Source organism: Streptomyces rubellomurinus, from assembly GCF_000961885.1.
Taxonomy (GTDB): Bacteria; Actinomycetota; Actinomycetes; order Streptomycetales; family Streptomycetaceae; genus Kitasatospora; species Kitasatospora rubellomurina.
This window is the reverse complement of sequence record NZ_JZKH01000013.1, coordinates 1-26,421: the sequence shown is the minus strand read 5'-3', so window position 1 is coordinate 26,421 and position 26,421 is coordinate 1. Positions and strand designations below refer to the sequence as shown.

The window sequence follows — 26,421 nt, the reverse complement described above, 5'->3', positions numbered from 1 at the left end:
GCCGGAGGGCGATAACAAAAAACTCCGAACGAATGTCCGCCACCTCCTGACACCCAGCTCCTGACACCCACCTCTGACACCCCCTCGGGCCGCCCCTGGGAGAACGGCCGCCACCGCCCGAAGTGGCGCCCCGCCACCCGTGCGGCGGACCGAGGAGCGCGCGGAGCGCGGCGAGGGGACCGTGGGCTGGTCCTGCCGGTCCTGGTGGACGGGCCCGGGCCGGTTCGGCGGGTGGGCGAGCTCGGCACGGATGCGGCCGAGGTGGCGGAGGACGTCCAGGACGCGCTCATCGCCTCGGGGCCCGAAGTCCTGGACGAGCCGATGCCGATGGCGCGCCGGGGTTGACCACGACGCGGCCGGTTCGACCGGTGGTGGAACGCGTCAGCCCGTGGGTGTGCCGATCTGGTCGCGCTCCAGGAGCGAACGCAGCTCCGAGAGGGCCTGCGCGGCGGTCGCGAGGGGCGACGCCTTGAGCGCGTCCGGGATCAACTCGGCCAACCGCTCCGTGAAGGTCCGTTCTGCCGCGTCGACCACCTGCAGGCCGTCGTCGGTCAGGGCCAGCAGTGACGACCGGCGATCGGACGGATTCGGCCGGCGGGCCACCCACCCCTGCTTCTCCAGGCGGTCGACGCCCTTGCTGGTGGCCCCGATGCCGACAGCGAACTCGGCGGCCAGGTCTGCCACCCGGGATCCGGGACGGTCGCGGAGGTAGCGCAGGAATTCGAACTGCGAGGTGGCGATCCCGTGCCGCTCTCGAAGTCGGTCGTTGAGGGCGTTGTAGAGGCGCGTCTCGCATCGGACGAGGTCGGCGAAGAAGCCCGGGAGGTCGACCGTCTCATCGCCCGCTGTGGATGCCATGGCATGTAGCCTACATTACATGCCGAGGAATATAGTTCTTGGGAACCTACTTACGGTGGGAGCACACATGAGCAAGGAACAGCGCGCGCAGGTCGACGCGATGCTGCGGCAGCCCCGACCTGACGGCCCCCAGCCGGTCGAGGCGCTCCGAGCCGGATTCAAGGCGATGATGGCCCGGATGGCCGTCCCGGACGGCATCCGCATCACCCGGACGACGCTCGGCGGCCGGCCCTCCCTGCACATCGAGCCGGACAACGGCCCGCGCACCGGGACGATCCTGTACTTCCACGGCGGCGGCTTCGTGTTCGGCTCGCCCGAGACCGCACTGTCACTGACGGGGCAGCTCGTGGCCAGGACCGGCTTCAGGTCGTACTCGCTGGACTACCGGCTCGCCCCCGAGCACCCGTTCCCGGCCGCGATCGAAGACACCCTGGGCGCCTACCGCGCCCTCCTCGACAGCGGTGAGGACCCTTCGACCATCGCGTTCGCCGGGGACTCCGCCGGTGGCGGCCTCACCGTCACCACCTGCCTCGCCGCCCGCGACGCCGGCCTCCCGATGCCCGCCGCCATCGTGGCCTTCTCCCCCGGCCTCGACGCCACCCGGACGGGCGAGAGCATGGACACCAAGGCGGGCATCGACCCGTTCTTCACCCGCGAGAGCCTGGGACACACCGGGGCCATGTACCTGGCGGGAGCCGACCCGCACCAGCCCGTGCTCAGCCCCGCCGTCCTCGCCGACCTGACCGGCTTCCCACCGATGCTCCTCCAGGCGGGCACCAACGAAGTGCTCCTGGACGACTCCACCCGCCTGGCCGCCCGCGCCCGGGCCGCCGGAGTGGACGTCGTCCTCGACATCACCGCCGACGTGCCCCACGTGTTCCAGTCCTTCGCCGGCGTTCTCGACGAGGCCGACCAGGCACTGGACCGGGCAGCCCTCTTCCTCACGCAGCAGGTCCGCCGGCCCCGCGACCATCGCTGAGCACTCCGGGCGAACCTCCAGCAGGCTGCCGGACACCGCCGGGCCCACCCCCGTGCGCAACCGCTGCGCCGACCGTCTCCCTGGAGCCCCTTGATCGGGCCCAGTTGATCTCCCATGGCCAGAACCGGGCCCTGCCGGCTGCCGGGCCGGGTCCGCCCGGTCCGGCCCGGGCTCGCCGCGCGGGGGCGGGGGTGGTCGTCGATGCTGGTGGCGTGGAGATGACCGGCCCGATGGGGTTGCGGCGGGTGGCGCTGGTTTCGCGGGCCGTCGCGGGTGAGTCGGGGCGGCGGGCGAAGACGGCGCTGTTGGCGGACTGCCTGCGGGAGTTGGGCCCGGAGGAGGGCCCGGCGGCGGTGGTGCTGCTGTCCGGGGAGGCGCAGCGGTTGCGCACGGGGGTGGGGCCGGCGGGGTTGCGGGACCTGCCGGGGCCGGCGGCGGAGGCCTCGCTGGGGGTGCGGGAGGCGGAGCGGGAGCTGGAGCGGATCGCCGGGGTGCACGGCGCGGGGGCGCGGGCGGAGCGGCGGCGGTTGCTGGTGGACCTGTTCGCGCGGGCGACGGCGGTGGAGCAAGAGTTCCTGCGGGCGGTGCTGGTGGGGGACCTGCGGCAGGGGGCGTTGGACGCGCTGGTCGGGGAGGCGGTGGCGCAGGCGGCCGGGGTGCCGGTGGCGGCGGTGCGGCGGGCGCTGATGTTCCGGGGGTCGGCGCGCGCGGTGGCGGAGGCGGCGTTGGCGGGTGGCGAGCCGGCGCTGGCGGCGTTCCGGTTGGAGGTGGGGCGGCCGGTGCGGCCGATGTTGGCGGCTTCCGCACCGGACGTGGGTTCGGCGTTGGAACGGACGGGGCCGGCCGCGCTGGAGTGGAAGCTGGACGGCGTCCGGGTGCAGGTGCACCGGGACGGCGGTGAGGTGGCGGTGTTCACCCGCGGTCTGGAGGACGTCACCGGGCGGGTCCCGGAGGTGGCGGAGGCGGCGCTGGCCCTGCCGCTGCGGTCGGCGGTGCTGGACGGCGAGGCGATCGCGCTCGGCCTGGACGGGCGGCCGCGCCCGTTCCAGGAGACCGCGGCACGCGCCGCGTCCCGCCGGGACCCGGATCGGCTGCGGGCCGAAGTCCCGCTCAGCGTCTTCTTCTTCGACCTGCTGCACCGGGACGGCGCGGACCTGGTGGACCGTCCGGGCCTGGAGCGCTGGGCGGCGCTGGCCGAGGCTGTCCCGCCGGGCCTGCGAGTGGGGCGCACCGAGACGGGGGACCGCGAGCGGGCGTCCGCGTTCCTGCGGGAGTCGCTGGCGCTCGGCCACGAGGGCGTACTGGTGAAGGACCGGTCGGCCGGGTACGCGGCGGGGCGCCGGGGCGCGGGCTGGATCAAGGTCAAGCCGCGGCACACGCTGGACCTGGTGGTACTGGCCGCCGAGTGGGGCAGCGGGCGCCGGCGCGGGTTCCTGAGCAACCTGCACCTGGGGGCGCGGGCGGCGGGCGAGCCGGGGCTCGGCCCGTGGGTGATGCTGGGCAAGACCTTCAAGGGGCTGACCGACGAGACGCTGGCCTGGCAGACCGCGGAGCTGCTGGCGCGCGAGACGGAGCGGGACGACTGGACGGTGCGGGTGCGTCCGGAACTGGTGGTGGAGATCGCCTTCGACGGTGTCCAGCGCAGTCCGCGCTACCCGGCCGGGCTGGCGCTGCGCTTCGCCCGGGTGGTGCGCTACCGACCGGACAAGGGCGCGGGCGAGGCGGACACCGTGGCGACCGTCCGGGAGATCGCGGCTGCCGAGGGGTTGTGAGCCGGGGAACACCGCGGTGGAGGTGGCCGGCGGGAGGCTGAAGCTGGCCAAGCTCGGCCGGGCGGAGGAGCCCGGCCTGATGCCCGCCTTCCGCCAGTTGGTCAACGGCATGCTGCCCAAGGTGGACTTCCCCGAGCTGCTGCTGGAGGTCGCCGAACTGACCGGTCTGCCGGACGCCTTCACCCACATCTCCGGCGCGATGCCGACGATGGACGACTTCACCACCAGCTTGTGCGCGGTGTGGCTGTCCGAGGCGTGCAACGTCGGCCTGACCCCGGTGGTCAAGCCGGACGTGCCCGCGCTGACGCGCGCCCGGCTGGTCCAGGTCGACCAGGGCTACTTCCGCTCCGAGAACATCTCCATGGCCAACGGGTCGTTCATCGAGGCCCAGTCGACGATCGACGTGGCCCGCGCGTGGGGCGGCGGGCTGGTCGCCTCCGCCGACTACGGCCCATTCCAGCAGGTCTCCAAGCACACCATCCGCCTGGACCGCATCCGCGCCCACTGGGGCGACATGCTCCGCGTCGCCGGCTCCCTGTCCACCGGCGAGATCCGCGGTTACGACCTGATCCGGATGCTCTCCCGCGACGGCAACCCGACCGGCCTGGGCGACGCCTTCGCCCATGACGGGCGGATCTTCAAGACCCTCCACCTGCTGCAGTTCGTCTCCGACCAGGGCTACCGCCGTATGATCGGCGCCCAGCTCAACGTCACCGAAGCCCGCCACCGCCTCGCCCGCCGCATCTTCTTCGGCCAGCGTGGCGAATTGCGCCAGCACTACCGCGAAGGCATGGAAGACCAGCTCGGCGCCCTCGGACTCGCGCTCAACGCCATGGTGCTGTTCAACACCCTCTACATCGACACCGCCGTCAAACAGCTCGCCGCCGACGGCTTTCCCGTCACCGACGACCTGCTCCCCCGCCTCTCACCCATCCAGTTTGACCACATCAACTTCCTCGGCCGCTACGCCTTCACCCGGATCCCGGCCCCCGGCATGCGCCCGCTGGGCGACCCCCACACGAGCGAAGACGACGTCTACGACGGGTGAACCGACTGCCTGACGTGGTGCGCGTAGGCCATTGACCCGTGCAACGACAGCACGGCGCTGAGTGCGGCGGCACCGTCGAGGAGGGCTTTGGACCGGACAGCGATGCTCGCATCCCGGGCGGTCAGGGCCGCTGCGACCTCATCCGATCGACCCTCATGCCGCAGCACCGGCATGAGGGCCCGAAGGGGCGTGATGCGGTATCCAGCCTTGCGTAGTTGGTGAACGATCCGCGCGTCCCGCACCTGCGCCGGCGTGTACCGCCGCGTTCCTCGCACGGGGTCGCGGTCCGGGACGACGAGAGCCTCCGCATGCCAGTGCCGCAACGTCGAGGTGCGCACACCGAGGGCGGCGGCGAGTTCCGACACGCTCATTGAGTCCGACACTCGTACGTCTTCGATTGGCTCGCTGGAGATCGCCTGGGCGGCCTCCTCGGCCTGCCGCAGTTCCGCCCGCTCTGCGTCCAGGCGGGCGTGCGCCGCGTCGAGACGGGCTAGCGCCTGCGAGGCGGGGAGCTGGTGGAAGGCCCGAACGATCTTCTTGGCCTCGGTCGGCCCTATGCCTGCGGCGAGGGCTCGGTAGGCCAGTGCGGACTGCAGATGCACCTCTTCATAGATCCGGTAGCCCTTGGGCGTGCGTGCCACGGGCGGGAGGACACCATCGCGCTCAAGATTGCGAACCTGCTGAACGGAGTACGCGGCGCACCGCGCGACATCCGCGATGCGCATACCCCCCGATTTGAGACTTACCACCGTGACATCCCTCTATCTCAGCCTCAAAGTCTCCACAAGCACTTGAATGTAACGCTAGAGCACATGACCATGGACGAGATCATCAGCTTCGTAGGCGGCTTCGACGGCGTCCTGACAATGAGGCCGGCACCCGGCGACGGCACGCCGGAAATCAGCTGGGGCGATACGTTCTTCTACTACGCGCCTGACGGCACCATCGCGACGACGGCCCAACCGTTCGCGACGGTTGTGACCAAGGACTATCCCGGCGACGAGGCATCGCATCTGGACCGGCCGGATACCTTCCGCGTGAACGTCGCCGCCGGCAAGGAAGCGTTCATCCGATGGACCGGCCACGCACCACGCGAAGATGCCTCTGCCGAGGTTGACCCCAGCGCCACGGACACCCTGATGGTCCACCCCGTTTACGGCACCGCCGGCTGGCTGGCGGTGGTCAACCCGGCGGGGCGCACCGAAGCGGCAACTCGTGAGCTGCTGCGTGCGGCCCACCACCTCGCACGCGCACGCTATGAGCGACGCGCCCAATCGGCTTGCACGGATTGACAGACGCCCTCACGGCGGCGCGTGTCCCGTGCATCATCGGCTTGTCGCACGGGGCCTATGCACGCGCGACAAGCCGATGACCAGTGTCGAGAAACGACCGTCTGTCGACACTCGGCACCGCGATCACGAACCCGCAGGCGGGCGGTGTCGGCAACTCGCGTCGACTATCAACGTCGGAGAACGGTTCGCCAGATTCCGACACATGCTCATCGGCTACGCGCGCGTCTCGGACCGCCGACCAGAACCCCGATCACCAAATCGACGGGCTGTTGCGGCACGGAGTCGACCGCAGCGACATCCACGTCGACACCGCGAGCGGCGCGAAGGCGTCCCGCCCGAAGCTCGAACTCGTCCCGCGCGATGTTCGGCATGCTGTCGGTGCTCGCCGAGCTCCAGTGCGAGCTGATCGTGGCCAACACCATGGACGGCCTCGCCTCCGCCCGGGCCCGCGGCCGCGTCGGCGGCCGGCGCCCCCGGCTCAGCTCAGAGCAGGCCGCACTCGCCCAGCAGCTCTACGGCGCCCGCGAGAAGACCGTCCAACAGATCGCCGAGCTTTTCGGTGTCCCCCGCTCCACGGTCTACGGACACCTCGACCGGGACAAGACCGTGCCCCGGCAGTCGAAGAAGGCCACGGTCACAAAGCCCTGACCGCTACTTTGCGGGCGGGTTGGAGATAGGAGCCCGGGGCCCACCGCTAATTTTCGTTCCGCTACTCCCCACAGGCCGGCCCGTCCGCGGCTGCCGCCGCCAGGATCGACTCCAGATGCAGGCGCGAGACTGGCACCAATGTGCGACATCCCGCGAGCTCTCTTGAGCCCTGCCGAGTGCCCGAGGCCGTGGCCAGGGGCTTCTTCCTCCTTCGAGTGCTCCGCCGGGCGATGACGTAACTTCGGGATTCCTGAAGCGTTCTCAGCTCGTTCGACCGATCTGCGGTCCGGTCGAACGCGGTACGCCGTGCTGCAGCCACTCGTCCCCGACCAGGTCGACCGGGCCGTCGCGGCGGCCACGACCCCGGCGACACGACTCATCCTCACCTTCGCCGCGGTCCACGCCGCCCGAGTTGCCCAGATCGGCACGCTCATGCTCGACGACGTCGACATCGGCAACCGGCGGCTGACCATCGCCGGCCGCATTCGCCCCCTCGACGACCTGACCTTGAAGCTGCTGCTGGACTGGCTGGAGCACCGGCGCACCCGCTGGCCGAACACCACGAACCTCCACCTACTGATCAACAACCAGACCGCGAATCGGACCATCCGGGCCAGCAACCACTGGATCAGCGCCTCGATGCGGGGACAGGCCGCAACGCTGGAGCGGCTCCGCGTCGACCGGCAGCTCGAAGAGGCCATGGTCCATGGCCCCGACCCGCTCCACCTCGCCGAGGTCTTCGGGCTCGACGAGAAGACCGCCATGCGTTACGCGGACTCGGCCCGGCGTCTCCTGGAAACCAGTGCCGAATCGTGGAGCGTCATGGCAGCATCGACGGATGATCAACGGTGAGGACCTGGTCGGCAGGCGCCTTCAGAAGGTGACGACGTCCTGGCACCACTACCAGGAAACTGAGCCCTCCCTACTGCACATGTGGCTGCACATGGACGGCCTTGGCCCCGTCCGATTCCACACGCCGGGCGACGGGTTGTCCTTGGAGATCGACCAGCCCCACGGCCCCTACGACATGGACGAATACGGCCACACCACGGTCGAGGACGACCTGCCAGGGTTCCCGATGACCCGGTTCATCGGCCAGCAGATCCTCTCCGTCCGAGAGATCCGGTACCAGGACGGCAACTACGACTTCGCCATCGGCATCACCGCCCAGTTTCCCGGTGGCACCATCCGCGTCCTGAACCTCGCGGACGAGATCGTCCTGGCCCATGACCAGCACCTGGGTCCGGTTGAAGTGCATCTCCGCATAGCAGATGCCTGAATCCCTTGCCTGGGGACGAAGCGAACCCGGCGAAAAAACTCCTGTTCATGTCCCTCGGCATGCGAGATGCTGCCGGACATGATCGACCGTGATTTCGCGATCCGGGTGGCCCAGGAAGATCTGGACCGCAAGTACTCGGGACGGCTGGTGGTGGCTGGAGCTAAGGAGCACGAACTCGTCTGGATCGTCTACTACCAAACCGCGGAATACCTACGCACGGGAGACCCAGGTCAGGTCTTGGGAGGCAACGGCCCCTACCTCGTGGATCGCCTCGATGGGGGTCTTCACCAGATCGGACCGGTCGCCGCGGTCACCGGCGAGTGGGAGCTGGACTACCGGACCCGCATCAGGAAGATGACCACACGCACCGCAGTGGATGAGCTGCACGAGAACATCCGCCGGACAGCGGCGGCCGATGGACGAATCGTCGCCATGCACTTGTTGCGACAACGGGTCCAGACGCTCACGCACGCGCAGGTCATCGAGTACGTCACCGCCCTGCAGGCTGGCACCGCACCACCGCACCTGGTGGACATCGCCACCAAGGCGCTCGTTCCTGCCCTCGATCCCGTGCTCAGCGTCCGCACCATCCACCGTGCGGAGGCGGCGCCGGTTGTGGAGTCAGCTGAGGGTGGGCCCGTGTCTTGAAGTGAACTCGCGGGTCCTTTCGCGAGAAATCGGGGTGGTCGGCCCGTGGGTTCGCCTTGAGGAACCTTCAGTTTCCGCGAACTCGCGGGGCTCTGCGGCCTCGGGGATCAATGGAACCGAGGTTATCGGTGAGATGGATCATGGTGGGCGCCTTTACCACGGGTAATAGTCTTCGCGCAGGGGTTCGGGTCGCGGCTCACCGATCGGGCGTCAGTCCGACTACCCTCCGCCCGTGCCGGTGGAGTTCTTGATGAGCGGGCTGAGGCGTACGGGTGAAGACGCCTTCGTCCCGTTCTGGATGGGATTACCTTCCGTCATCCACCACGGATGAGCGGGAGGTTCCATGCGGGTGCAGCGCGTGCTGATGCCGGACTCGGCGACCGAGTCGTGGACGGTGCTGGGGGACGGCCACGTACCGGTCGCGCCGATCGAGCGCTACCTGGCCTACCTGGCCGCCGTCGAGAAGTCCCCGAACACGGTCAAGGCGTACGCCCACGACCTGAAGGACTGGTTCGTCTTCCTCGCCGGGAGGGGGCTGGACTGGCGGTCGGTGGCGCTGGAGGACGTCGCCGGGTTCGTGGCCTGGCTGCGGCTGCCACCACAGGCCCGGACCGGCAAGGTCGCAGTGCTGCCCACAGTGGAGCACCACTGCGCGGAGTCCAGCGTGAACCGCAAGCTCGCCGCGCTGTCGTCGTTCTGCGAGTTCCGCGCCCGCCACGGGGTTCCGCTCGGCGGGCTGATGGTGACGATGCGGCCCGCCGGCCGCCGCGGCCGCGGTGGTTCGTTCAAGCCGTTCCTGGAGCACATCGCCAAGAGCGGACCGCAGAAGACCCGCACGATCCGGCTGCGAGAGTCCCGGCGACAGCCGAGGGTGCTGTCTGCCGCGGAGGCCCAGGCGGTGCTGGACGGGTGCGAGCACCTGCGGGACCGGCTGCTGTTCGCACTGCTGCTGGACACCGGGCTGCGGATCGGCGAGGCCCTGGGGCTTCGGCACAAGGACATCGCTCTGGCCGAGCGGCAGGTGAGCGTCGTGCCGCGCCCGAACGCCAACCGCGCCCGGGCGAAGGCAGGCCGGTCCCGGGAGGTCCCGGCCAGCGCGGAACGCCTAGGTGGCGGTAGCCCGCTCGCATCGTCTTCACCTCATTGACGCGGTGGGCTCGGGTAAATAATTCCTGTGCACGGCCAGTCCTGCGGGGAGACCCCGAAGGCTGGTACGGATGGGACGCGGTAGTTACAAGAAGACGTGAAGTGCGAGCGGGGGAGAATCAGTTGGATCGGATCGGATCGTACGCCGTGGTGCGGGAACTCGGTGCGGGCGGGATGGGCACGGTGTATCTGGCCCGGTCGCGCGGCGGGCGTCTGCTGGCGGTGAAGGTGGCCAGGCCGGAGCTGGCCGCGGACACGGCCTTCCGGGCCCGGTTCCGTGTCGAGGTGGAAGCGGCGCGCAGGGTCGGCGGCTTCCACACGGCGCAGGTGGTGGATGCCGATCCGGACGGAGAGCCGCCCTGGCTGGCCACGGCGTATGTACCGGGCCCGACGCTCGCCCACTTGATAGCAGCCGAAGGGCCCATGGCCGAGGGTGAGTTGAGACAACTCGGCGCGGCGCTGGCGGAGGCGCTGCAGGCGGTGCACGGGTGCGGGCTCGTCCACCGCGATCTGAAGCCGGGCAACATCATCATGGCGCCGGACGGTCCCCGGGTCGTGGACTTCGGCATCGCCCGGGCCGTCGAGTCCACCCGGCTGACGATCACGGGACACGCCTTCGGCACCCCTGGCTATCTCGCGCCCGAGCAGGCGGAGGGCCGGGAAGTGACGGGCGCCGCCGATGTGTTCGCCCTCGGCGCTGTCCTCGTGGCGGCTGCGGGCGGCAGCGCCTTCGGCGAGGGCACACCGATGATGCTGATGTACCGCTCGGTGCACGCGGAAGCGGACCTCTCACCGGTTCCGGAGGGCATATACGGGATCGTCGGGGCCTGCCTGGAGAAGGACCCTGCACGGCGGCCCACCACGGAGCAACTGCTCGACGCGTTCACCGGGGTCGTGGACGCCTCGCACCCACCCACGCTCGTGGTGCCACCACCCACCCTCGTGGCAATGCCCACCGAGGACCGCCTTGGAGAGGCCCAGGAACTCACCTCCGAGGATGCCGAGTTCTTCCACGCCGAGGACGACGAACGTGCCATGGTCATCGATGCCTACGGGGCCGAGATCAGGCTGCTCGGACCCAACGGCATCAGCATCGACTTCCCCTGGAGCGAGATCGCGAGCATCGGCCACGCCCTCGAGAAAGCCAGCCTGCGGTGCACCCTGTTCATCGAGTGCACCGACGACGTTCCGTACGACTGCACGCTGACCGCGCCCGACGACGTGACGTACGACCGATGGGCTCGGCACCTGCCGTACGTTCTGAATCACTACTGCGACTAACGCGCACAGTCCGTGATCATTCGCATTCCCCAGTTAGTGGAACCACTCCCATGCCCAAGGGCCTTCGGCGATCGCCCGGTTGACCACCGAGGACGTCGAGGTCAGTGCCCAGGAAGTACGTCTTCACCTCGGCGATGCTCCCGTCCAGCTGCCCGAGCCCGTCGCCCAGCTGGCCCGCGCGGTCGCTGCTAATCGCAAGGGCCACGCGACCATCGGGGTCTTGGCCCCGTCTCCGTGGCTCTTCCCCGGCGGCCAGCCTGGACGGCCGATAAGCACCACGCAGCTGACACAGCGCCTGAACCAGCTCGGGATCCGGCCCAACCAGGCCCGCAGCACCGCGCTCTTCCAGCTCGCCACCGAGATCCCCGCCGCGATCCTCGCCCGCACCCTGGGCATCCACACCGACGTCGCCGTCGCCTGGCAACGGCTCTCCGCCGGTGACTGGACCAGCTACGCAGCCGAAGTGAGCTCGCGAAACACCACCACCAAGGAGTCCTCACCATGACCGCTCGCCCCTACGACGCCGTGCTCTGTGACATCGACGGCGTGCTCCGGCACTGGCCCGACGCCGATGACATCGAACGCAGCCACAGGCTTCCCGCAGGCACACTCGCGAAGGCGGCCTTCGCCCCGTCACGCCTGCACCCCGCGATCACCGGAGAGATCACCGACGCGCAGTGGCGCGCTGCAGTGGCTGCGGACCTCACTGAAATCTGCGGATCGAGCGACCGCGCCCACGCTGCGGTCACCGACTGGTCCAACCTCGTGCCCCGCGTCGATCACGAGGTCGTGTCCCTCCTCGCCCAGGCCCGCACCGTCGCAACCGTCGCCTTGGTCTCCAACGCGACCACCCGGCTGGAGTGGGATCTCGCCCAGCAAGGGCTCGACGACCTCGCCGACATCGTGGTGAACACCTCCCGCGTCGGCGTCATGAAGCCGGATCCCCGCGTCTACCTCATGGCCGCCGAACACGCCAGCGCCCCGCTCCACCGCTGTCTTTTCATCGACGACACTGCCGCCAACGTCATCGCAGCCAGCGAAGTGGGCATGACCGCCGTGCACTACCAGCAGATCGAAGATCTCCGCACAGCCCTGGCGCCCCTCCTCACAGCACCAGACGCACAGCACACGTGACATCCAGAGGCATTCGGACAGTTCCAATACCCGACGTCACCATTACACCTCACCGTCGAGGACTCCCGCCGCACGCTGGAGGCCCCGGGCTGGTTCACCGGGCGGGAGGTGCGGCTGTGACCATCACGCCCTTGCGTACAGGCCCGATCGGTGGGCCCGGCCTGTTGGGGAAGCTACAGGCCGAAGTCCGTCCGGAGTCCGCGTCGACGCGCTGGTCCCCGCCCCGGAGGACCTGGTGCTCGGCTGGAAGCGCTGCCCGGTGCCGGGCTGCGACCGCGCCGCGCACGAGCAGGGTATGTGCACCGGTCACGCCCAGCGGTGGCGCCGGATCGGACGCCCGCAGATCGCCGTGTTCCTGGCCGACCCGGGACCGCCGCTGCGCGGGCTGGCCGAGCTCACCCACTGCACCGTCCCAGACTGCCGTTTCGGGGCGTCCGGCAAAGGACTGTGCGCGCGGCACCGCGACAAGTGGTCCCGCTCCGGCAGCACCGACCCCGCCGCCTGGGCGGCCCTGGCCCCGCCCCTGCCGGGCACCGACCGCGCCGAATGCGCCCTGCCCTGGTGCACCTTGTGGTCGGAGAACCTGGCGAACGCATTCTGCAAGAGCCATTACATCCGGTGGCGGCAGCACGGCGATCCGCCCATCGAGGACTTCATCGTCGAGTGCCGTTCCTTCGGCCGGCCCCGCGTGGACTTCCGCGCTCCCGCGCCGCAGCTCAAGCTGGAGTTCCAGTACGCGGTCCAAGCCCGCCGTGACGAGCAGACCGTCACCGCCCCGGCCCGCCTGATCCAGGCCGCCATCCTCAGGGCCCAGCACGAGAAGGTCGCCTCTCTGCTGGACTACTCCACCGAGCGGTGGCAACGGATCGCCGACCCCTACCAGCACCGCGGCGCCTCCGGCGGCTACGGCAAGCGCCTGGTGGCGTTCCTGCTCTACGCCCGGGACACGGTCGAGACCCTGCGCGACGGCGCGGGGTGGGAGGTCGAGTACGCCCGCGACGTATGGCGGCTGGGCAAGCTCGCCGGGCTCAACCGCAGCGCCAGCCGGCCCTGTCCCCGCAGCGAGCTGCGGTTCGACCGCATAGCCCAGCCCTGGCTGCGTGTTCTGGCGAAGCGCTGGATCCGGCTGCGGCTGTCGTCCGGCCGGAACGTCAACACGGTCACCGGCGACATGCATGCCCTGACCCGGTTCAGCGAGTTCCTCAGCGCAGTCGGTCCGGATTCGCGGCCTGGGCGACGTCGAGCGGCCCCTGCTGGAGCGCTACCTGGCCTGGCTCACCGACCTCCAGGGCGGGCTCAGCGCGAACGAGGGCCGCGTCAACGGCCTGCACTTGTTCTTCCAGGCCATCCGCCAGCACGGCTGGGACACCTCGCTGCCGACCAGTGCCGCGTTCTTCACCGGCGACGGCCCCCGGCGCCGCACGCGGCTGGCCCGCCACCTGGCCGAGCACATCATGACCCAGGTCGAGCAGCCGGCGAACCTCGACCGGTGGTCCGATCCGTCCGCCCGGCTGATCACCCTCATCCTGATCCGCTGCGGCCTTCGGGTCTCCGACGCCTGCACCATCCAGTTTGACTGCCTGCTCCACGACGGCCAACGCGCCCCCTGCCTGCGCTACTTCAACAACAAGATGAGCCGGGAGGCCGCCGTCCCCATCAACGAGGAGATCGAGGCTGAGATCCGCAACCAGCAGCAGCCGTCCTTCAGCGCTGGCCGGGCGGCAACCCGCACCTCTTCCCCCGGCCGAAGGGCAACGCCAGCGGGAAGCACCACTTCCCTCCGGACAGCTACCGGCAGATGCTTAGACCACGTTTCTTTTGGCGGTTCCTGGTACCTGAGGTGTGTCGGATACTTCTGGGGTGTTGTTGACGTGGATTGCCGAGGTAGCGGACGAACCGCTGGTGCTGGAGCCGACCGACCGGCGGGCGGAGTGGGAGACCAACACCTGGTGGCTGGGTGCGGAGGATGAGGACCGGCGGGCCTTGTCCGTGTCCGAGGTGGCCGCAGCCTTTGAGCGCACCGCCGAAGGCATCCGACTCCGCATCCGCGAGCTGGGCTTCGCAGGCGTGGCGACGTTCTACGTGTGGCACGACGAGCAGGCTGGGCAGCTCCGGTGCTCAACCGGGTCGGTGGCTGCAGACGAGCTGCCCTTTGGCGGTGCCTACGCGCCTTCCGGCGATCTCGGTGCTGTGATCGAGGGCTTCCTGAGTGCCCAGGAGCCTGGCATGGTCGCCTGGTCGGATCTTGAGGAGGTGCACGATCAGTCTGAGCAGAGCGTGCCCGGGCCGGAGGCCGCACCTTTTCCCGTGTGGGTTTGCAGCGTCGGACCGGTCTCACGCTGACCGGTCCCGCCCGCTGGCGCGGCCCAGGCGGCGGTAGCAGATCAGGGCAACCGCGATGCCGGCGAAGGCAAGGAAATGCTCGGCTCTGCGCTCGTAGCGTCGGTGCAGGCGACGGCACCCGCTGAGCCAGGACATCGTGCGTTCGATGACCCAGCGGTGGCGGCCCAGACGTTGGGAGGACTCGACTCCACGACGAGCGATGCGCGGGACAATTCCGCGTGACCGCAGCCACCGCCGCAGGTGGTCGTAGTCGTAGCCCTTGTCCCCGTGGAGCTTGGCCGGTCGGCGCCGGCGTGGTCCTCGGCGGGAGCGGATGGGCGGGATGCCGAGCACCAAGGGCTCCAGGGCCTGGCTGTCGTGCAGGTTCGCTCCGGAGATGGCGAGCGAGATCGGCAGCCCGTTGCGGTCGCAGATCAGGTGGATCTTCGACCCGTTCTTTCCGCGGTCGGTCGGATTCGGTCCGGTCAGTGGCCCCCTTTGAGGGCGCGGATGCTCACCGAGTCGATGGCACACCGCGACCAGTCCAGCTCACCCTGGGCGCCGAGTTCATCCAGGATGACCCGGTAGAGCCGGGCCCAGACCCGCTCGTGGCTCCACTTCGCGAAACGCCGGTACACCGTCTGCCAGCAGGCACCGAAGGTCGGCGGGAGCTGGCGCCAGGTGCAGCCTGAGGTCGCCACGAAGACGATCGCGGCCAGCACTTCACGGTCACCGGCCCGCCGCCGACCGCCGCCCTGCGGACGGTGAACGACCGTCGGCGGCACCACCCGTCGAAACAACTCCCACAGCTCATCCGGAACCAGGCGCTCAACAAGGTTCTCCACGACCGCTCAACGACCGCTGGCACCAAAAGAAACGATGTCTTAAGCGCTGGCTCACCGAGTGCGATGTCCGGGACGAGAACGGGCTGCCCGTCCACCTGACTCCGCACCAGTGGCGGCACACCTTCGCCACTCGGCTGATCAACCGCGACGTCCCGCAGGAGGTCGTCCGGGTCCTCCTCGACCACGACTCGCACCAGATGACGGCCCATTACGCGCGGATCACCGACCAGACCGTTCGGCGCCGCTGGGAGGCCGCCACCAAGGTCAACATCACGGGCGAGCGGGTGACCATCGCCCCAGACGGACCGCTGGCCCAGGCTGAGTGGGCCAAAACCCGCTACAGCCTCGCCACCCAGACCCTCGCCAACGGCTACTGCGGACTGCCCGTTCAGAAGACCTGCCCGCACGCCAACGCCTGCCTGACCTGCCCTGTCTTCCTCACCGGACCAGAGTTCCTGCCCGAGCTCCAGGCCCAGCCGGGGCGGACGCTGACGCTCATCGACAACGCCAAATGCTGCGGCCACCAGCGGGTGGCCGAGATGAACGAACAGGTCCTGACCAACCTCGACCGGATGATCACCGAACTCGAAGCCGACGGGCCGCAGGAGGCCGCTGGTGCGAGCTGACAACTCCCCGCACATCATCGCCGCCGCCCGGCAGCGGGCCGCAGCGACCAGGGAGCGGGCCATTGCTGCCCTGCGGCGCATGGACACCGCCGGACAACCCGTCACCTTCGACGCCGTCGCCCGCGAGGCGGGCGTCTCACGGTCCTGGCTCTACAGCCAGCCCGACCTTCGGGCCGAGATCGCCATCCTGCGCGAGCGGCACGGTCCGACGGCCTCAACACCCCAGATCCCCGCCCGGCAGCGCGCCTCGGACGCGTCCTTGCTCCGGCGCCTGGAGGCCGCGACGGCCCGCAACCGCCAACTTGAGGCAGAAGTGCGCGAGCTGAGGGACCAGCTCGCCCGTGCGCTCGGTCGGCAGCGGGCCGCCGCAATCACTTCTTCGGCTGCCCCGGAGGCGTCGGCCTGGCCGACGAGGTGACCGGGGCGCTTGCTAAAAGAGGCCGGCGCGCATGTGCTGCGTGAGGTTCTCGAGGATTTCTCTCAGCCACCGGCTGCGGACGGCCGGCAGCCGGACGAGCGTGTGCTGGAACGCTCCCGAGTCGGCCCGGAACAGGTGGTGGGCGCGCGGAGCGGGTGGGTCATCGCGGAGGACGCCGTCGGGCATGCCGCCCGACGCGGGGACGGGCAGGTGCGGCTCGGGGAAGGCCAGCCACAGCCACACCCCGAGCGGCAACGGCACCAGGTGTACCGAGGCGGCAGTGCCGGTCGGAGCCCAGGCTTCCCCCGTCTGCGGATGGGTCGGCACGAGGAGGATGTCGGTGTCGGGGGCGGGCAGTCCCGGTCCGGCGAGGACGGCATGCCGAGCCAGCGGGCCGGCGGGAAGGAGGGCGTCGAGCGCACGTTGGAACACCTCCCCGATCAGCCCGTCCGGGACCGTCACCGGCTGGCCCTCCGAGGCCACCAGTAGATGGGCGAGTGCCCGGCCGGCAGCAGCCTCCCACTGCGGGCTCCACGACCAAAAGTAGTTGGACCCCAGCCGCGACCCCCACGTCGCGATCGGCTCGAATGGAGGCGCGCCCTTCCCATCTGCCATCAGCTCCGGCCAGGACCGCGGTGCGCTCTCGGCGCCGCTGACGGGAACACGCCGCACGGCGTCCGGGGCGAGCCACACCGCCTGCCAGAGCGAGCAGTCGTCGATCCGGCTCGCCACGGGCAGGCCGCACGCCTCGCAGGCCATGTTGGGGCCATCTCCCCCGTCGAGGCCGCAACAGGCGCCGCCACGTTTCTCCGGGATCAGCAGGGTGCTGCGGACGTCGCCGGGCGCGATCACGATCGCGCCCGGCGCGCCGTCGGACAGACCATAGACCGGCGCGTAGACACCGCGAGCGGCCGCCTCGTCCGGATGGATCTCATCCCACCTTCGCCACGGCGGCCCCCAGGGCTCCGGGTCCACGGCGAACGTCCCCGGTTCCATCAGCACGGGCAGCTGAATCCCGTTTCCATACTTCTGATGGGCATGGACCGGAAGGGCGACCTGAGACAGCGAGGTGGTCAGCTCGGCACCGCACCCCTTGCACACAAAAACGAACAAGTGCCCTCCGTCTGGGAAACAGAGGCATCCTCGCAGCTCGGCAGCGGCCAGCCAATCGGTTTCCAGAATGGCCTGAGAGGCGGTCACCCAACACTCAGCGTGTGCAGCCCGCAGAAGTTGAGCAAGCACTACGACTCGCGTGTGAAGCCACCTCTTCGAGTGAAAGGAGCGGCACCGGCCACCGACTGACGAAGCCCATCAGCCCCTCCTGATCGAGTCCGTCAGCGACACCGGACATCAGGCAAAGGACCAGGTCGCAGCCCTTTCCCGGCCTGCGACTGAAGATAAGCTTCGCGGTGCAGATGTGCACTGTCCGGTATGTGGGCCGGTTCCTGGTGGCCGATCCGTTGGACGTGCCGTGGTCGGTGGTCGAGCACTTGGCCGTGCAGCTGGGGATCGAGGATCCCTCGGTGGTGAAGCGGTACGCCGAGCGTCGGCAGACCGCGTACGACCACGCCTGAGAGATCCGGGACGCCTACGGTTACCACCAGTTCGAGGACCACGAGTGGGGCCGGAAGTTCCGCACGTTACTGCACGGGCGGGCCTGGACGCACGCCGAAGGGCCGGTGGCGCTGTTCAACCAGGCGGTCGACCCACCGGTAGAGGGGCTGCTACAGGCCCGCACTCCACGGATGCCCCGGATGCACGCGGGCGAGTAGTTCGGTCAGGGTCTCGCGCTGGGCCAGGGTCATGTGCGGGACGGTCGCATCGAAGTCTGACTGATCCTTTCCGCGGACATGCTTGGCCTTGAACAGTAGGACCAGTTCGGGTGCCAGATACGGGATGCCGTCCTGCGTGCGGAGGATGATGTCGCTGTAGGGAAGCCGGATCCTCTCGTCGCGTCGGCAGATCCAGGTGTCGCCGTCGTGTGGTTCGCGGAACACGTCGAGCAGGTAGTTTCCGGTGTCCGGATCGCGAAGCCATGTCTGGTGTACGGCGGCCAGCACCTCCGGTGTGACGTCCTCCCAGATCCGGCCGCTGCCTGTCGCGTCGAAGACGTGCCCCGGGAAGCGGTAGCGGATCTCGGGAAAGCTCGCGGCCGGAATCGCGATCTCGATGTCCCCGTGAGCGCGTGTCTGCCTGCCGCGGAACAGGTCCAGGGCCCAGCCCGCGGCCACGTACCAGGGCGTGCTGATCCCGGCCAACTGCTGCGCGACCTCACTCGGGGTCCAGCAGGACGACCACCTGGCTTGGAGGGCTTCGATCTCGTCGGGTGACAGCTCGATGCCGCCGCTGGGCAGTTGCTCGCTCACCGCAGGAATCTATCAGCGTCTCGAAGGCCCCCGGCCGCGTCCGACGAAGGAGACCAGCGGGACCTGGGGCCGTACGCCGCTGACGATCACACGAGGTCACCGGCAGTTGGACTCCACGGGGAACTGGCGACAGTTGAATACGAGAGCCCACCAGTACCGAAGCCGTCATGGTGACGTCGGGTCTTGGCACCATCCGAATGCCCCTTCCTCGAGCGCCGGTGGCGTCAGTCGTCGGCTGCGACGAGGAGAGTGAGCGTCCCCGCAGAGCGGTCGATGAGGACGAGTTCGTGGTAGTCGATGTGGATGGGCCCGTAGTCGTGGAGCGCGTCCTCCGGAAGCTGTCCCAGCAGATATGTGCTGGTTGCCTTGCACATTGGCGTGTAAATCTCCTGGTACAGGCGTGATGCGAGCGGCTCTGGGACGTTTCCGTGCTGGTTGGCCCAGGAGCGGATGACGTCGACCGCTGTCGTGGCATCGACGGCCTCGTAGGTGTCAGGGGTGATGCGGTCAAGCCACCACTGGCCGTGCCGCGGCCAGTCTTGAACGCCGGCTCCGTCGTACGTGTCCCGAAACCGAGGGTGTGAGATCAGGGCCGCCAGTACTTCTCGGTCGTCCAGCACCTCGGACGGCAGCTGGAACTGCTTGGCATCGACCCAGCGGTAGCCATGGGAACCCTCGCAGAAGTCGAAGTCTCGGAAGTTGATGAAGGGGCTGTCCAGGTGGACGAGGGTGGGCACTGGTTCGATGCTCGTCATCGTAGGTCGCGCCATGTCTTCGATCCGTCTGCGATCTTTGGGCTGACCAGCAGCTTTCCCTGACAGTCACCATGTTCAGGGCTGGGAGAACGCATAGTTCACGAGGTCGTGCGTCGGCTGATTTCGGCGGCGTAGTTGGCCCAGTCGCCGGCGGAGAGACGTTGCCAGGCGACGGCGACGTCGGTGTGGATGCCGAGGGTGAGGATCCGGATCCACCCTGGAATCCGGCGAGACGAACACCGGATCACCCGGCTGCAGACCCGTCCTCATCACGGCCGCTGGCCGGTCCTCGACCCAACCGCCCGCTGCTCCGTGGAGGAGCGTGAAGTCAAATCCCCCGCGCGTCCGTCCACTTCGGAGCGGGACGAATCGGCCATTCTCGACGATCCGGCCAACACGCCGTGCGGGGGCGGAATATCGGCGGTCAGGTTGGCTACAAAGTTGGCAATGACAACGAGACGCGGCCGCCGGGCTGTCGGCGCCGCGCTGTCGAGAGGATTCCACCCGTGCAGGTCAAGGTCGACCGGGAGCTGTGCTGCAGCTCCGGCATGTGCGTCACGAACTCCCCCGAGATCTTCGACCAGGACGACCGCGACGGTCTGGTGATGCTGCGTCAATCCACCTTCCGTCCCGAGCAGTTCGCCGAGCTGAGGCTGGCGGCCGACCTGTGCCCGGGTGGCGCGATCAGCGTCGTCGAGGACGCCGTCGAGGACGACGCCGCGCGCCGCTGAGCGGCCGTCCGTCCCGCGCCCCGAGCCACCCGTCCCCCGCTCCACCGACCACCCACTCCGAGGACCCCGCCGACCAAGGAGGCCCCACCGTGACCACTTCACCCGCACCCGCCCGCCCTGCCGTGCCGATGCCGTCCCCCCACTCCGCCCGCTGCCCGTTCGACCCGCCGCCCGCCTACCTGGAGGCCGCCGCGGACGGCCCCGTCACCCGCGCCGAACTGCCCGGCGGCGACACCTGCTGGCTGGTCACCGGCTACGCCGAGGTCCGCGCCGTGCTGTCCGACCACCGCTTCAGCGCGGACATCCGCCACCCGGCCCTCCCGCTCCTGCTGCCCGGGCGGCGCGAGATCCTCGCCTCCAACCCCACCTTCCTGCGCCTCGACGACCCCGAGCACGCCCGGCTGCGCCGCATGGTCACCGGCGACTTCCTGGTCAAGCGGATCGAGGCGCTGCGCCCCGGCATCCAGCAGATCGTGGAGACGGCCCTGGACCGGATGACCGAGGGCCGCAGCTCGGCCGACCTGGTCGCCGAGTTCGCGCTGCCCGTCCCCTCGCTGGTGATCTGCCTGCTGCTCGGCGTCCCGTACGAGGATCGCGAGCACTTCCAGCGGCTCAGCCGCACGCTGCTCAGCAGCGACAGCGCGGTGGCGGACGTCGCCGCCGCCCAGCAGGAGCTGCTGGACTACCTGGGCGACCTCGCCGACCGCAAGCGGGAGCGGCCCGAGGACGACATCCTCAGTCGGCTCGCCGCCCGGGACGACCTCACCCCGCGCCAGGCCGCCCGGACCGGCCTCCTGCTGCTGATCGCCGGGCACGAGACCACCGCGAACATGCTCGCCCTGTCCACCGCGCTGCTGCTCGGCCGGCCCGCGCAGATCGCCCGGCTCGCTGACCCGGCCGCACTGCCCGGGGCCGTCGAGGAGCTGCTGCGCCACCTCACCATCGTGCACAGCGGGCTGCCCCGGGTGGCGCTGGAGGACGTCGAGCTGGCCGGCACCTTGATCCGGGCCGGCGAGGGCGTGCTCGCGCTGCTCTCCACGGCCAACCGGGACGCGGCGGTCTTCGGCGGCCCCGACCGGCGGCCGCTCGACGAGGTCGACCTCTCCCGGGACGCCCGCCGGCACCTGGCCTTCGGCTTCGGCGTGCACCAGTGCCTCGGCCAGCCGCTGGCCCGGGCCGAGCTGCAGATCGCGCTCGCCGCGCTGTTCCGGCGACTGCCCGGGCTGCGGCTGGCCGTGCCCGCCGAGGAGCTGGAGTTCCGCGCCGACACGCTGATCCACGGCATGCCGTCGCTGCCCGTGGCCTGGTGACGGGCGGCGCGCACCTCACCCGGCTGGCCGGGGCGGCGGGGCGGAGGCAGGCTTGAGGGGCACAAAGGATCCGGCCCCGCCGTGCCTCCGTTCGGGCGCGCCCGGGACCGGCCGAGGAGACGGAGCCCGCGATGACCGACATGAGCGGACGGTTCGAGCCGAGCACCGACCGCGACGAGGACGTCCGCGCCGCCGACCCGGAGGAGGGCATCACCTCGATGCAGAACCTGCACGCCCAGGAAACCTCCCAGGCCGAGGGCGAGGACATGCTGGAGGAACCCGGCCGCAACGGCTGAGGTTCGCCGAGACCACGACCGCCCGGGCCCGACCGGGCGGTCGCCGCGACCGCGGGTGCCGCCGCCCTGGCGGGGCGCACCGGCGAGGAAGGACTGGCGCATGACCCCACACGACCAGAACGGCCCGCACGCCCGACCCCCGGCGGACCCGCGCACCTCGTGGGCGACCTGGACCACCCAGTCGATCATCAGCGGCCCGGGCGGGGTGACCACCAGCGAGGTCGGCCCCATCTCCGGCGACCTCACCGTGCACACCACCTGGGTGGACGGCGAGACCCGGCTGACCGTCCAGTACACCGGCGCGCTGGACTGGTACACGGTCGCCGGCAGCCCGGTGCCGGCCGCCGACGAGACGACCGCGCGGGCGATCCACCAGGCGATGGTGAACGGCGTCAAGGCGGGCAGGGGCGCGACGGCCCCGGCGCCGCCGGCCGGCTGAGCAGGGGCCGTCCGCTCAGGGCAGCGGGTGCGCGTGGACCGGCAGGTGCGGGCTCTGGTGGCCGCCGCTGGCCAGCATCCGGACCTCGCCCGCATCGCTGATCTCGGCCCGGACGATGCCGCTCTCGTCCTCGTAGACGGGGTGGCCGCCCGGGCCGGTCGCGCTGGTGCGCACCACCACGACCACGTCCTGCGGGGCCTGGGTGCCGGGGGTGCCGGGGAAGGTGAGCGCGTAGCGGTCGACTGGTCCCATCACTGGTCTCCTGCTCTCTCGGTTCCCCGGATCCCCGGTTCCCTGGCTCCCGCGCCCTAGCGGGCGGCGGCCTCGACCACGACGGGCTCGGCCATGACGCCGTCGACGGCGACCGGCTCGACGGCGGCCCGGGCGTGCGAGCCGCGCACCTCCAGCTCGCCGAGCAGCCGGGCGGTGGCCTCGGTGACCGCCGCCACGGCCCGGTCGAAGGCCTCCCGGTTGTGCGCCGCCGGGGCGCGGAAGCCGGAGACCTTCCGGACGTACTGCAGCGCGGCGGCGTGGAAGTCCTCCTCCCCCGCGTCCGGCGTGACGGGCGGTCGCAGCGTCTTGATGTTGCGGCACATGACCCCAGTCTCGCGCGCGGACGCCGCGCAGGCGACCCCCTCCCGTCACCTCCGTCTCACGAGGGCATCACCCGGGCGGATTAGGATGCCGGTCGAACCAATTCCCCACCCGCCCCGCGCGCGCCCCGACGCGCGCCCCCGGCGCGGGCAGCACCCCGGAGCACCGCCTTGCCTCTCGCGCTGGTCGCGCTGGCCGTCACCGCGTTCGCCATCGGCACCACCGAATTCGCCGCCATGGGGCTGCTCCCCCAGGTCGCCGACAGCCTGCACGTCTCCATCCCGCAAGCCGGCTGGCTGATCTCCGCCTACGCGCTCGGAGTGGTGGTGGGCGCGCCGCTGCTCACCGCGCTGGCCGCCGGGCGGCCCGCAAGGCGGTGCTGGTGGCGCTGGCCGGCCTGTTCGCCACCGGGAACCTGCTGTGCGCGCTGGCCCCCGACTTCTGGACGCTGGCGGCCGCGCGGCTGGTCACCGGGCTGCCGCACGGCGCCTTCTTCGGGGCCGGGGCGGTGGCCGCGGCCGAACTGGTCGCGCCGGACCGGCGGGCCCGGGCGGTGGCCGTGATGTTCTCCGGGCTGACCGTCGCCAACATCGTCGGCGTCCCGGCCGCCACCCTGCTCGGCCAGCACCTGGGCTGGCGGGCCACCATGCTGGTGGTGGTGCTGATCGCCGCCGCCGGGACGCTCGCCATCGCCCGGCTGGTGCCCACGCTGCCCTCCCCCGGCCACACCGGGCTCCGGCACGAGCTGCGGACCTTCCGCAGCGGGCAGCTGTGGCTGGCGCTGGCCACCGTGGTGTTCGGCTGCGGCGGCATGTTCGCCTGCTACAGCTACATCGCGCCGCTGCTCACCGAGGTCTCCGGCTACGCCACCGGCTCGGTGACCGTGGTGCTGGCGCTGTTCGGGGTGGGCATGACGATCGGCAACGTGCTCGGCGGATTCGCCGCCGACCGGGCGCTGCGCCCGACCGTCTGCGCGTCCTTCGTGCTGCTCTCCGCCACGCTCGCGCTGTTCGCGGTGACCGCGCACGCCCGCTGGTCGGCGGCCGTCACGGTGGTGCTGATCGGGCTGTTCGGCTTCGCGATCGTCCCGGCGGTGCAGACCCTGGTGATGCGGAAGGCCCGCAGCGCGCCGACGCTGGCCTCGGCGACGGTGCAGGGCGCGTTCAACCTGGCGAACGCGCAGGGGGCGTACCTCGGCGGGCTGGCGCTGGACGCCGGCCTCGGCTGGACGGCCCCGACGCTGGTGGGCGCGGTCCTGGCCGCCTCGGGCGCGCTGATCGCGGTGCTCGCCTGGGCGGCCGACCGGCGCCGGCCCGCCGCGCCCGCGGTGCGCGAGGCGGAGCCGGCCGTCCTGGCGGGCGCGCCGCTCTAACCGGGCCAGCCGGCCCAGCTCGTCTCGTCGTTCTAGTCGTTATGAAAGGCGGCCCGGTGGGCCTCGGCGAGCAGCAGGTAGCCCTCGCCGTTGGCCTTGATGCCGGCCTTCTCCTCCTCGGTCAGCTCCCGGCGGACCTTGGCCGGGACGCCGGCGACCAGCGAGCCGGGCGGCACGACGGTGCCCTGCGGGACGACGGCGCCGGCCGCGATCAGCGAACCGGTGCCGATCCGGGCGCCGTTGAGCACCGTGGCGCTCATCCCGACCAGGACGTCATCCTCGACCGTGCAGCCGTGCAGCACGGCGTTGTGCCCGACGGTGATCCGCTCGCCGACGACCAGCGGGAAGCCCGGGTCGGCGTGCAGGCTGCAGTTGTCCTGGATGTTGCTGCCCGCCCCGACCGTGATCGGCCCGGCGTCGGCGCGCAGTACCGCGCCGTACCAGACGCTCGCGCCGGCGCCGATGGTCACGTCGCCGACCACCACGGCGTTCGGCGCCAGGAAGGCGGTGGGGTCGACGCTGGGCGTGAGGCCCCCGATGCCGGCGATCAGCGGTTCTGCCATGGTCTCGTCCTCCTGGTGACGGTGTGCCGTACCTGCCGCCGGTCAGCGTAGGGCTCCGGCTACGGCGCCGTGCGGCCGAGGTCGGGTACGGCCGCGGCGGGCTGGGCGCCGCACAGGGCGGTGACGGTCACCCGGTCCATGGCAGCCCGGGCCGCGGTCGCGTCCGGGGTCGGGCCCGGCGTCGCGTCCGGCACGTCGTACGGGGAGGTGGCGGCGGCGACCTGGCGCTGCCCGTCCGGGGAGGACAGCATCGTCGTCCGGTAGCCGGGGATGTCCCCGGTGTGGCCCCAGAAGGGTCCACACGGGGTGTCCACGCGTTGCAGGCCGAGGCCGTACGTCCGGCCCTCGCCGTGGGGGGTGGTCTGCCGCATCGCGGCGAGTTCGGCGGGGTGCAGCAGGCGGCCGCCGAGCAGGGCCCGGAGGAAGGTGGTGAGGTCCGCGGTGGTGGAGACGAGGCCGCCGGAGGGGCCGGCCATCGAGGGGTTGAGGACGGTGACGTCGACCGGGCCGGTGGCCAGTTCGACGTAGCCGTGGGCGTGCGGCCCGGGGACGAGCGGGAAGTCGCCGGGGGCGGAGGTGCCGGTGAGGCGCAGCGGGCGGACGATCCGGCGGGTGACCTCGTCGGTCCAGGGGTGGCCGGTGAGCTTCTCGATGATCATCGCGACCAGGACGTCGTCGGTGCCGGAGGGCTTCCAGTCCTGCCCCGGGGCGAACGCGGGCGGGTACCCGTTCGCGATGTCCACGAGGTCCCGCAGGCGGTAGGACGTGTAGCGGCGGGTGGTCAGCCAGTCCGGCTCGTGGAACGCGAAGGCCGGGTCCTTCGCGTAGTCGGCGACGCCGCTGGTGTGGTCGAGCAGGTTCCGGACCGTGATCAGGGTGCTGTTCGGGACGACGCCGGGCAGCAGGCACTCCAGCCGGTCGTCGAGGCCGAGCCGGCCTTCGCCGACCAGTTGGAGCAGGACGGTGGCGACGAAGGTCTCGGTGGCGCCGCCGATCCGGAAGCGGCCCCCGGGGTCGGCGGGGGCCAGGGTGTCGAGGTCGGCGACGCCGCCGGCGTTGCGCCAGACCAGGCGGCCGTTGTCGCGGACGGCGGCGAGGGCGGAGGTCGCGTGGCCGGTGTCGGTCATTCCGGCCAGGGCGGCGTCGGCGGCCGGCCGGTCGACGCCGTGTGTCGGGGCCGCGTCGTCCCCGGCGGTGTCGTCGTCCGGGTCCGTCTCGTAACTGTCGTCGATGTGCAGGCCGTTGAGGGAGTAGTGGACGGTATGGCAGCCGGCGGCGGCCGGACGTTCGGCGGGCCGGGCGGCGGCGGCCGGGGCGAGGGCGACGAGCAGGACGGCGCCCAGGACGGCCGCGACGGCGGCGCGCAGGCCCGGTGGGTGGAATCGGGTGGTCGAGTCGGCGACGGTCATGCCGTTCTCCCTGGTGCGGTCGCCGGAGGTGTCGACTACGGCGATTTCCATGGCCGTTGACACCATGGCAGGCCGCCCTCGCGCGGTCGTCAACCGTGCGGGCGGGCCGGTCTCCGCCCTGGGGAGGGGGACGACCCCGATCGGCCTCCGGGGCCGTACCCCGAGGCCTCTCGGGGTACGGTCCGCCGGGCGGTCAGGACAGCGGGGCCTTGTCGCGCAGGATGTCGAGGAAGGCGCGCAGCCAGGCCGGGTGGTCGGGCCAGGCGCGGGCCGAGACGACCAGGCCGTCG

31 protein-coding genes and 2 pseudogenes are annotated in these 26,421 nt (G+C 70.8%); 22 read left to right on the top strand and 11 right to left on the bottom strand.

Annotated elements, in window-relative coordinates:
- Positions 1 to 381 precede the first annotated feature (381 nt).
- Positions 382 to 858 carry a MarR family winged helix-turn-helix transcriptional regulator gene (locus VM95_RS09125; protein ID WP_045693877.1) on the bottom strand — a complete coding sequence of 159 codons (477 nt, stop codon included), beginning with the start codon at positions 856 to 858 and terminating at the stop codon, positions 382 to 384.
- Positions 859 to 925: 67 nt separating this feature from the next.
- Here VM95_RS09125 and VM95_RS09120 point away from each other — a divergent pair, with 67 nt between their 5' ends.
- The 3 genes from VM95_RS09120 to VM95_RS39630 all read left to right on the top strand — a co-directional run bounded on the left by VM95_RS09120 (position 926) and on the right by VM95_RS39630 (position 4,657).
- On the top strand, positions 926 to 1,837 hold the full coding sequence (locus tag VM95_RS09120; protein ID WP_045693874.1) for an alpha/beta hydrolase: 912 nt from the start codon (positions 926 to 928) through the stop codon (positions 1,835 to 1,837).
- A gap of 230 nt (positions 1,838 to 2,067) precedes the next feature.
- Positions 2,068 to 3,609 carry an ATP-dependent DNA ligase gene (locus VM95_RS09115; RefSeq protein ID WP_045694034.1) on the top strand — a complete coding sequence of 514 codons (1,542 nt, stop codon included), beginning with the start codon at positions 2,068 to 2,070 and terminating at the stop codon, positions 3,607 to 3,609.
- Between the two features lie 16 nt (positions 3,610 to 3,625).
- Positions 3,626 to 4,657, top strand: a complete 1,032-nt coding sequence (locus VM95_RS39630; protein ID WP_063773473.1) for a Tn3 family transposase — start codon at positions 3,626 to 3,628, stop codon at positions 4,655 to 4,657.
- On the opposite strand, the gene VM95_RS09105 is transcribed toward VM95_RS39630, so the two are convergent.
- Positions 4,645 to 5,382: a MerR family transcriptional regulator gene (locus tag VM95_RS09105; RefSeq protein ID WP_045693872.1), complete on the bottom strand. Its 738-nt coding sequence runs from the start codon at positions 5,380 to 5,382 to the stop codon at positions 4,645 to 4,647. The two genes, VM95_RS39630 and VM95_RS09105, sit on opposite strands and share 13 nt — an antisense overlap.
- A gap of 87 nt (positions 5,383 to 5,469) precedes the next feature.
- Here VM95_RS09105 and VM95_RS09100 point away from each other — a divergent pair, with 87 nt between their 5' ends.
- From VM95_RS09100 to VM95_RS09045, 11 genes are all read left to right on the top strand, one after another.
- A complete protein-coding gene (locus tag VM95_RS09100) occupies positions 5,470 to 5,949 on the top strand; it encodes a DUF6194 family protein (RefSeq protein ID WP_045693870.1) in 480 nt (159 codons plus the stop codon).
- A 360-nt stretch (positions 5,950 to 6,309) separates the two neighbouring features.
- On the top strand, positions 6,310 to 6,597 hold the full coding sequence (locus VM95_RS44225; RefSeq protein WP_244178687.1) for a helix-turn-helix domain-containing protein: 288 nt from the start codon (positions 6,310 to 6,312) through the stop codon (positions 6,595 to 6,597).
- Between the two features lie 306 nt (positions 6,598 to 6,903).
- A complete protein-coding gene (locus tag VM95_RS09090) occupies positions 6,904 to 7,449 on the top strand; it encodes a hypothetical protein (RefSeq protein WP_244178686.1) in 546 nt (181 codons plus the stop codon).
- A complete protein-coding gene (locus VM95_RS09085) occupies positions 7,436 to 7,876 on the top strand; it encodes a hypothetical protein (protein ID WP_045693867.1) in 441 nt (146 codons plus the stop codon). Before VM95_RS09090 ends, VM95_RS09085 begins: the two co-directional genes overlap by 14 nt.
- A gap of 78 nt (positions 7,877 to 7,954) precedes the next feature.
- Positions 7,955 to 8,524, top strand: a complete 570-nt coding sequence (locus VM95_RS09080) for a YrhB domain-containing protein (RefSeq protein ID WP_045694028.1) — start codon at positions 7,955 to 7,957, stop codon at positions 8,522 to 8,524.
- 343 nt (positions 8,525 to 8,867) lie between these two features.
- Complete coding sequence (locus tag VM95_RS09075; RefSeq protein WP_078859721.1) at positions 8,868 to 9,671, top strand: tyrosine-type recombinase/integrase; 804 nt, start codon at positions 8,868 to 8,870, stop codon at positions 9,669 to 9,671.
- A 122-nt stretch (positions 9,672 to 9,793) separates the two neighbouring features.
- Positions 9,794 to 10,951 carry a serine/threonine-protein kinase gene (locus VM95_RS09070; protein WP_078859720.1) on the top strand — a complete coding sequence of 386 codons (1,158 nt, stop codon included), beginning with the start codon at positions 9,794 to 9,796 and terminating at the stop codon, positions 10,949 to 10,951.
- 220 nt (positions 10,952 to 11,171) lie between these two features.
- Complete coding sequence (locus VM95_RS09065) at positions 11,172 to 11,456, top strand: hypothetical protein (RefSeq protein ID WP_045694020.1); 285 nt, start codon at positions 11,172 to 11,174, stop codon at positions 11,454 to 11,456.
- Positions 11,453 to 12,085, top strand: a complete 633-nt coding sequence (locus VM95_RS09060) for an HAD-IA family hydrolase (RefSeq protein ID WP_045693866.1) — start codon at positions 11,453 to 11,455, stop codon at positions 12,083 to 12,085. Before VM95_RS09065 ends, VM95_RS09060 begins: the two co-directional genes overlap by 4 nt.
- A gap of 235 nt (positions 12,086 to 12,320) precedes the next feature.
- Positions 12,321 to 13,661 carry a hypothetical protein gene (locus VM95_RS42320; protein WP_157882019.1) on the top strand — a complete coding sequence of 447 codons (1,341 nt, stop codon included), beginning with the start codon at positions 12,321 to 12,323 and terminating at the stop codon, positions 13,659 to 13,661.
- Between the two features lie 284 nt (positions 13,662 to 13,945).
- A complete protein-coding gene (locus tag VM95_RS09045) occupies positions 13,946 to 14,428 on the top strand; it encodes a hypothetical protein (protein ID WP_045693859.1) in 483 nt (160 codons plus the stop codon).
- On the opposite strand, the gene VM95_RS41320 is transcribed toward VM95_RS09045, so the two are convergent.
- Positions 14,420 to 15,252, bottom strand: a protein-coding gene (locus tag VM95_RS41320) for an IS5 family transposase (protein ID WP_167352906.1) whose coding sequence is annotated in 2 segments (ribosomal slippage) — positions 14,420 to 14,895 and positions 14,895 to 15,252 — 834 coding nt in all. Because the reading frame shifts where the segments join, the coding sequence is not laid out codon by codon here. The two genes, VM95_RS09045 and VM95_RS41320, sit on opposite strands and share 9 nt — an antisense overlap.
- An 83-nt stretch (positions 15,253 to 15,335) precedes the next feature.
- Here VM95_RS41320 and VM95_RS45120 point away from each other — a divergent pair.
- Positions 15,336 to 15,878, top strand: a complete 543-nt coding sequence (locus VM95_RS45120) for a tyrosine-type recombinase/integrase (protein ID WP_425265292.1) — start codon at positions 15,336 to 15,338, stop codon at positions 15,876 to 15,878.
- Entirely contained in the window at positions 15,868 to 16,296 is a 429-nt protein-coding gene (locus VM95_RS09030) for a DUF6262 family protein (protein ID WP_045693854.1), read from the top strand. The genes VM95_RS45120 and VM95_RS09030 overlap by 11 nt, the downstream gene beginning before the upstream one ends.
- 12 nt (positions 16,297 to 16,308) lie before the next feature.
- Here VM95_RS09030 and VM95_RS09025 read toward each other — a convergent pair whose 3' ends face one another.
- Positions 16,309 to 17,409: a hypothetical protein gene (locus VM95_RS09025; protein WP_045693851.1), complete on the bottom strand. Its 1,101-nt coding sequence runs from the start codon at positions 17,407 to 17,409 to the stop codon at positions 16,309 to 16,311.
- A gap of 281 nt (positions 17,410 to 17,690) precedes the next feature.
- Here VM95_RS09025 and VM95_RS45580 point away from each other — a divergent pair.
- A pseudogene (locus tag VM95_RS45580) lies at positions 17,691 to 17,999 on the top strand (DUF4158 domain-containing protein); the annotation flags it as partial.
- A 21-nt stretch (positions 18,000 to 18,020) separates the two neighbouring features.
- Here VM95_RS45580 and VM95_RS09015 read toward each other — a convergent pair.
- Positions 18,021 to 18,662, bottom strand: a complete 642-nt coding sequence (locus VM95_RS09015; protein ID WP_045693850.1) for a nucleotidyltransferase domain-containing protein — start codon at positions 18,660 to 18,662, stop codon at positions 18,021 to 18,023.
- A gap of 224 nt (positions 18,663 to 18,886) precedes the next feature.
- The gene (locus VM95_RS09010; protein ID WP_045694016.1) at positions 18,887 to 19,417 is read right to left on the bottom strand and encodes a hypothetical protein; all 531 of its coding nucleotides are present in this window, start codon (positions 19,415 to 19,417) and stop codon (positions 18,887 to 18,889) included.
- A gap of 506 nt (positions 19,418 to 19,923) precedes the next feature.
- Here VM95_RS09010 and VM95_RS09005 point away from each other — a divergent pair.
- The 4 genes from VM95_RS09005 to VM95_RS08995 all read left to right on the top strand — a co-directional run bounded on the left by VM95_RS09005 (position 19,924) and on the right by VM95_RS08995 (position 22,193).
- Positions 19,924 to 20,148 (top strand): ferredoxin, encoded by a 225-nt coding sequence (locus VM95_RS09005; protein WP_063773472.1) that lies wholly within the window; start codon positions 19,924 to 19,926, stop codon positions 20,146 to 20,148.
- Positions 20,149 to 20,237: 89 nt separating this feature from the next.
- On the top strand, positions 20,238 to 21,458 hold the full coding sequence (locus tag VM95_RS09000; protein ID WP_107072894.1) for a cytochrome P450: 1,221 nt from the start codon (positions 20,238 to 20,240) through the stop codon (positions 21,456 to 21,458).
- Positions 21,459 to 21,589: 131 nt separating this feature from the next.
- Entirely contained in the window at positions 21,590 to 21,754 is a 165-nt protein-coding gene (locus VM95_RS42315) for a hypothetical protein (protein ID WP_157882018.1), read from the top strand.
- A 100-nt stretch (positions 21,755 to 21,854) separates the two neighbouring features.
- On the top strand, positions 21,855 to 22,193 hold the full coding sequence (locus VM95_RS08995) for a hypothetical protein (protein WP_045693849.1): 339 nt from the start codon (positions 21,855 to 21,857) through the stop codon (positions 22,191 to 22,193).
- 15 nt (positions 22,194 to 22,208) lie between these two features.
- Here VM95_RS08995 and VM95_RS08990 read toward each other — a convergent pair whose 3' ends face one another.
- Positions 22,209 to 22,445: a DUF6296 family protein gene (locus VM95_RS08990; protein ID WP_045693847.1), complete on the bottom strand. Its 237-nt coding sequence runs from the start codon at positions 22,443 to 22,445 to the stop codon at positions 22,209 to 22,211.
- Positions 22,446 to 22,501: 56 nt separating this feature from the next.
- Positions 22,502 to 22,789 (bottom strand): DUF2277 domain-containing protein, encoded by a 288-nt coding sequence (locus VM95_RS08985; protein ID WP_045693845.1) that lies wholly within the window; start codon positions 22,787 to 22,789, stop codon positions 22,502 to 22,504.
- Positions 22,790 to 23,169: 380 nt separating this feature from the next.
- On the opposite strand from VM95_RS08985, the gene VM95_RS08980 reads away from it, so the two are divergent.
- Positions 23,170 to 24,159, top strand: a complete 990-nt coding sequence (locus VM95_RS08980; protein WP_341845995.1) for an MFS transporter — start codon at positions 23,170 to 23,172, stop codon at positions 24,157 to 24,159.
- Positions 24,160 to 24,191: 32 nt separating this feature from the next.
- Here VM95_RS08980 and VM95_RS08975 read toward each other — a convergent pair whose 3' ends face one another.
- The 3 genes and pseudogenes from VM95_RS08975 to VM95_RS44215 all read right to left on the bottom strand — a co-directional run.
- Positions 24,192 to 24,722, bottom strand: a complete 531-nt coding sequence (locus tag VM95_RS08975; RefSeq protein WP_045693843.1) for a gamma carbonic anhydrase family protein — start codon at positions 24,720 to 24,722, stop codon at positions 24,192 to 24,194.
- Between the two features lie 59 nt (positions 24,723 to 24,781).
- Positions 24,782 to 26,182, bottom strand: a complete 1,401-nt coding sequence (locus VM95_RS08970; protein ID WP_052707227.1) for a serine hydrolase domain-containing protein — start codon at positions 26,180 to 26,182, stop codon at positions 24,782 to 24,784.
- A 142-nt stretch (positions 26,183 to 26,324) separates the two neighbouring features.
- A pseudogene (locus VM95_RS44215) lies at positions 26,325 to 26,421 on the bottom strand (peptidase); the annotation flags it as partial.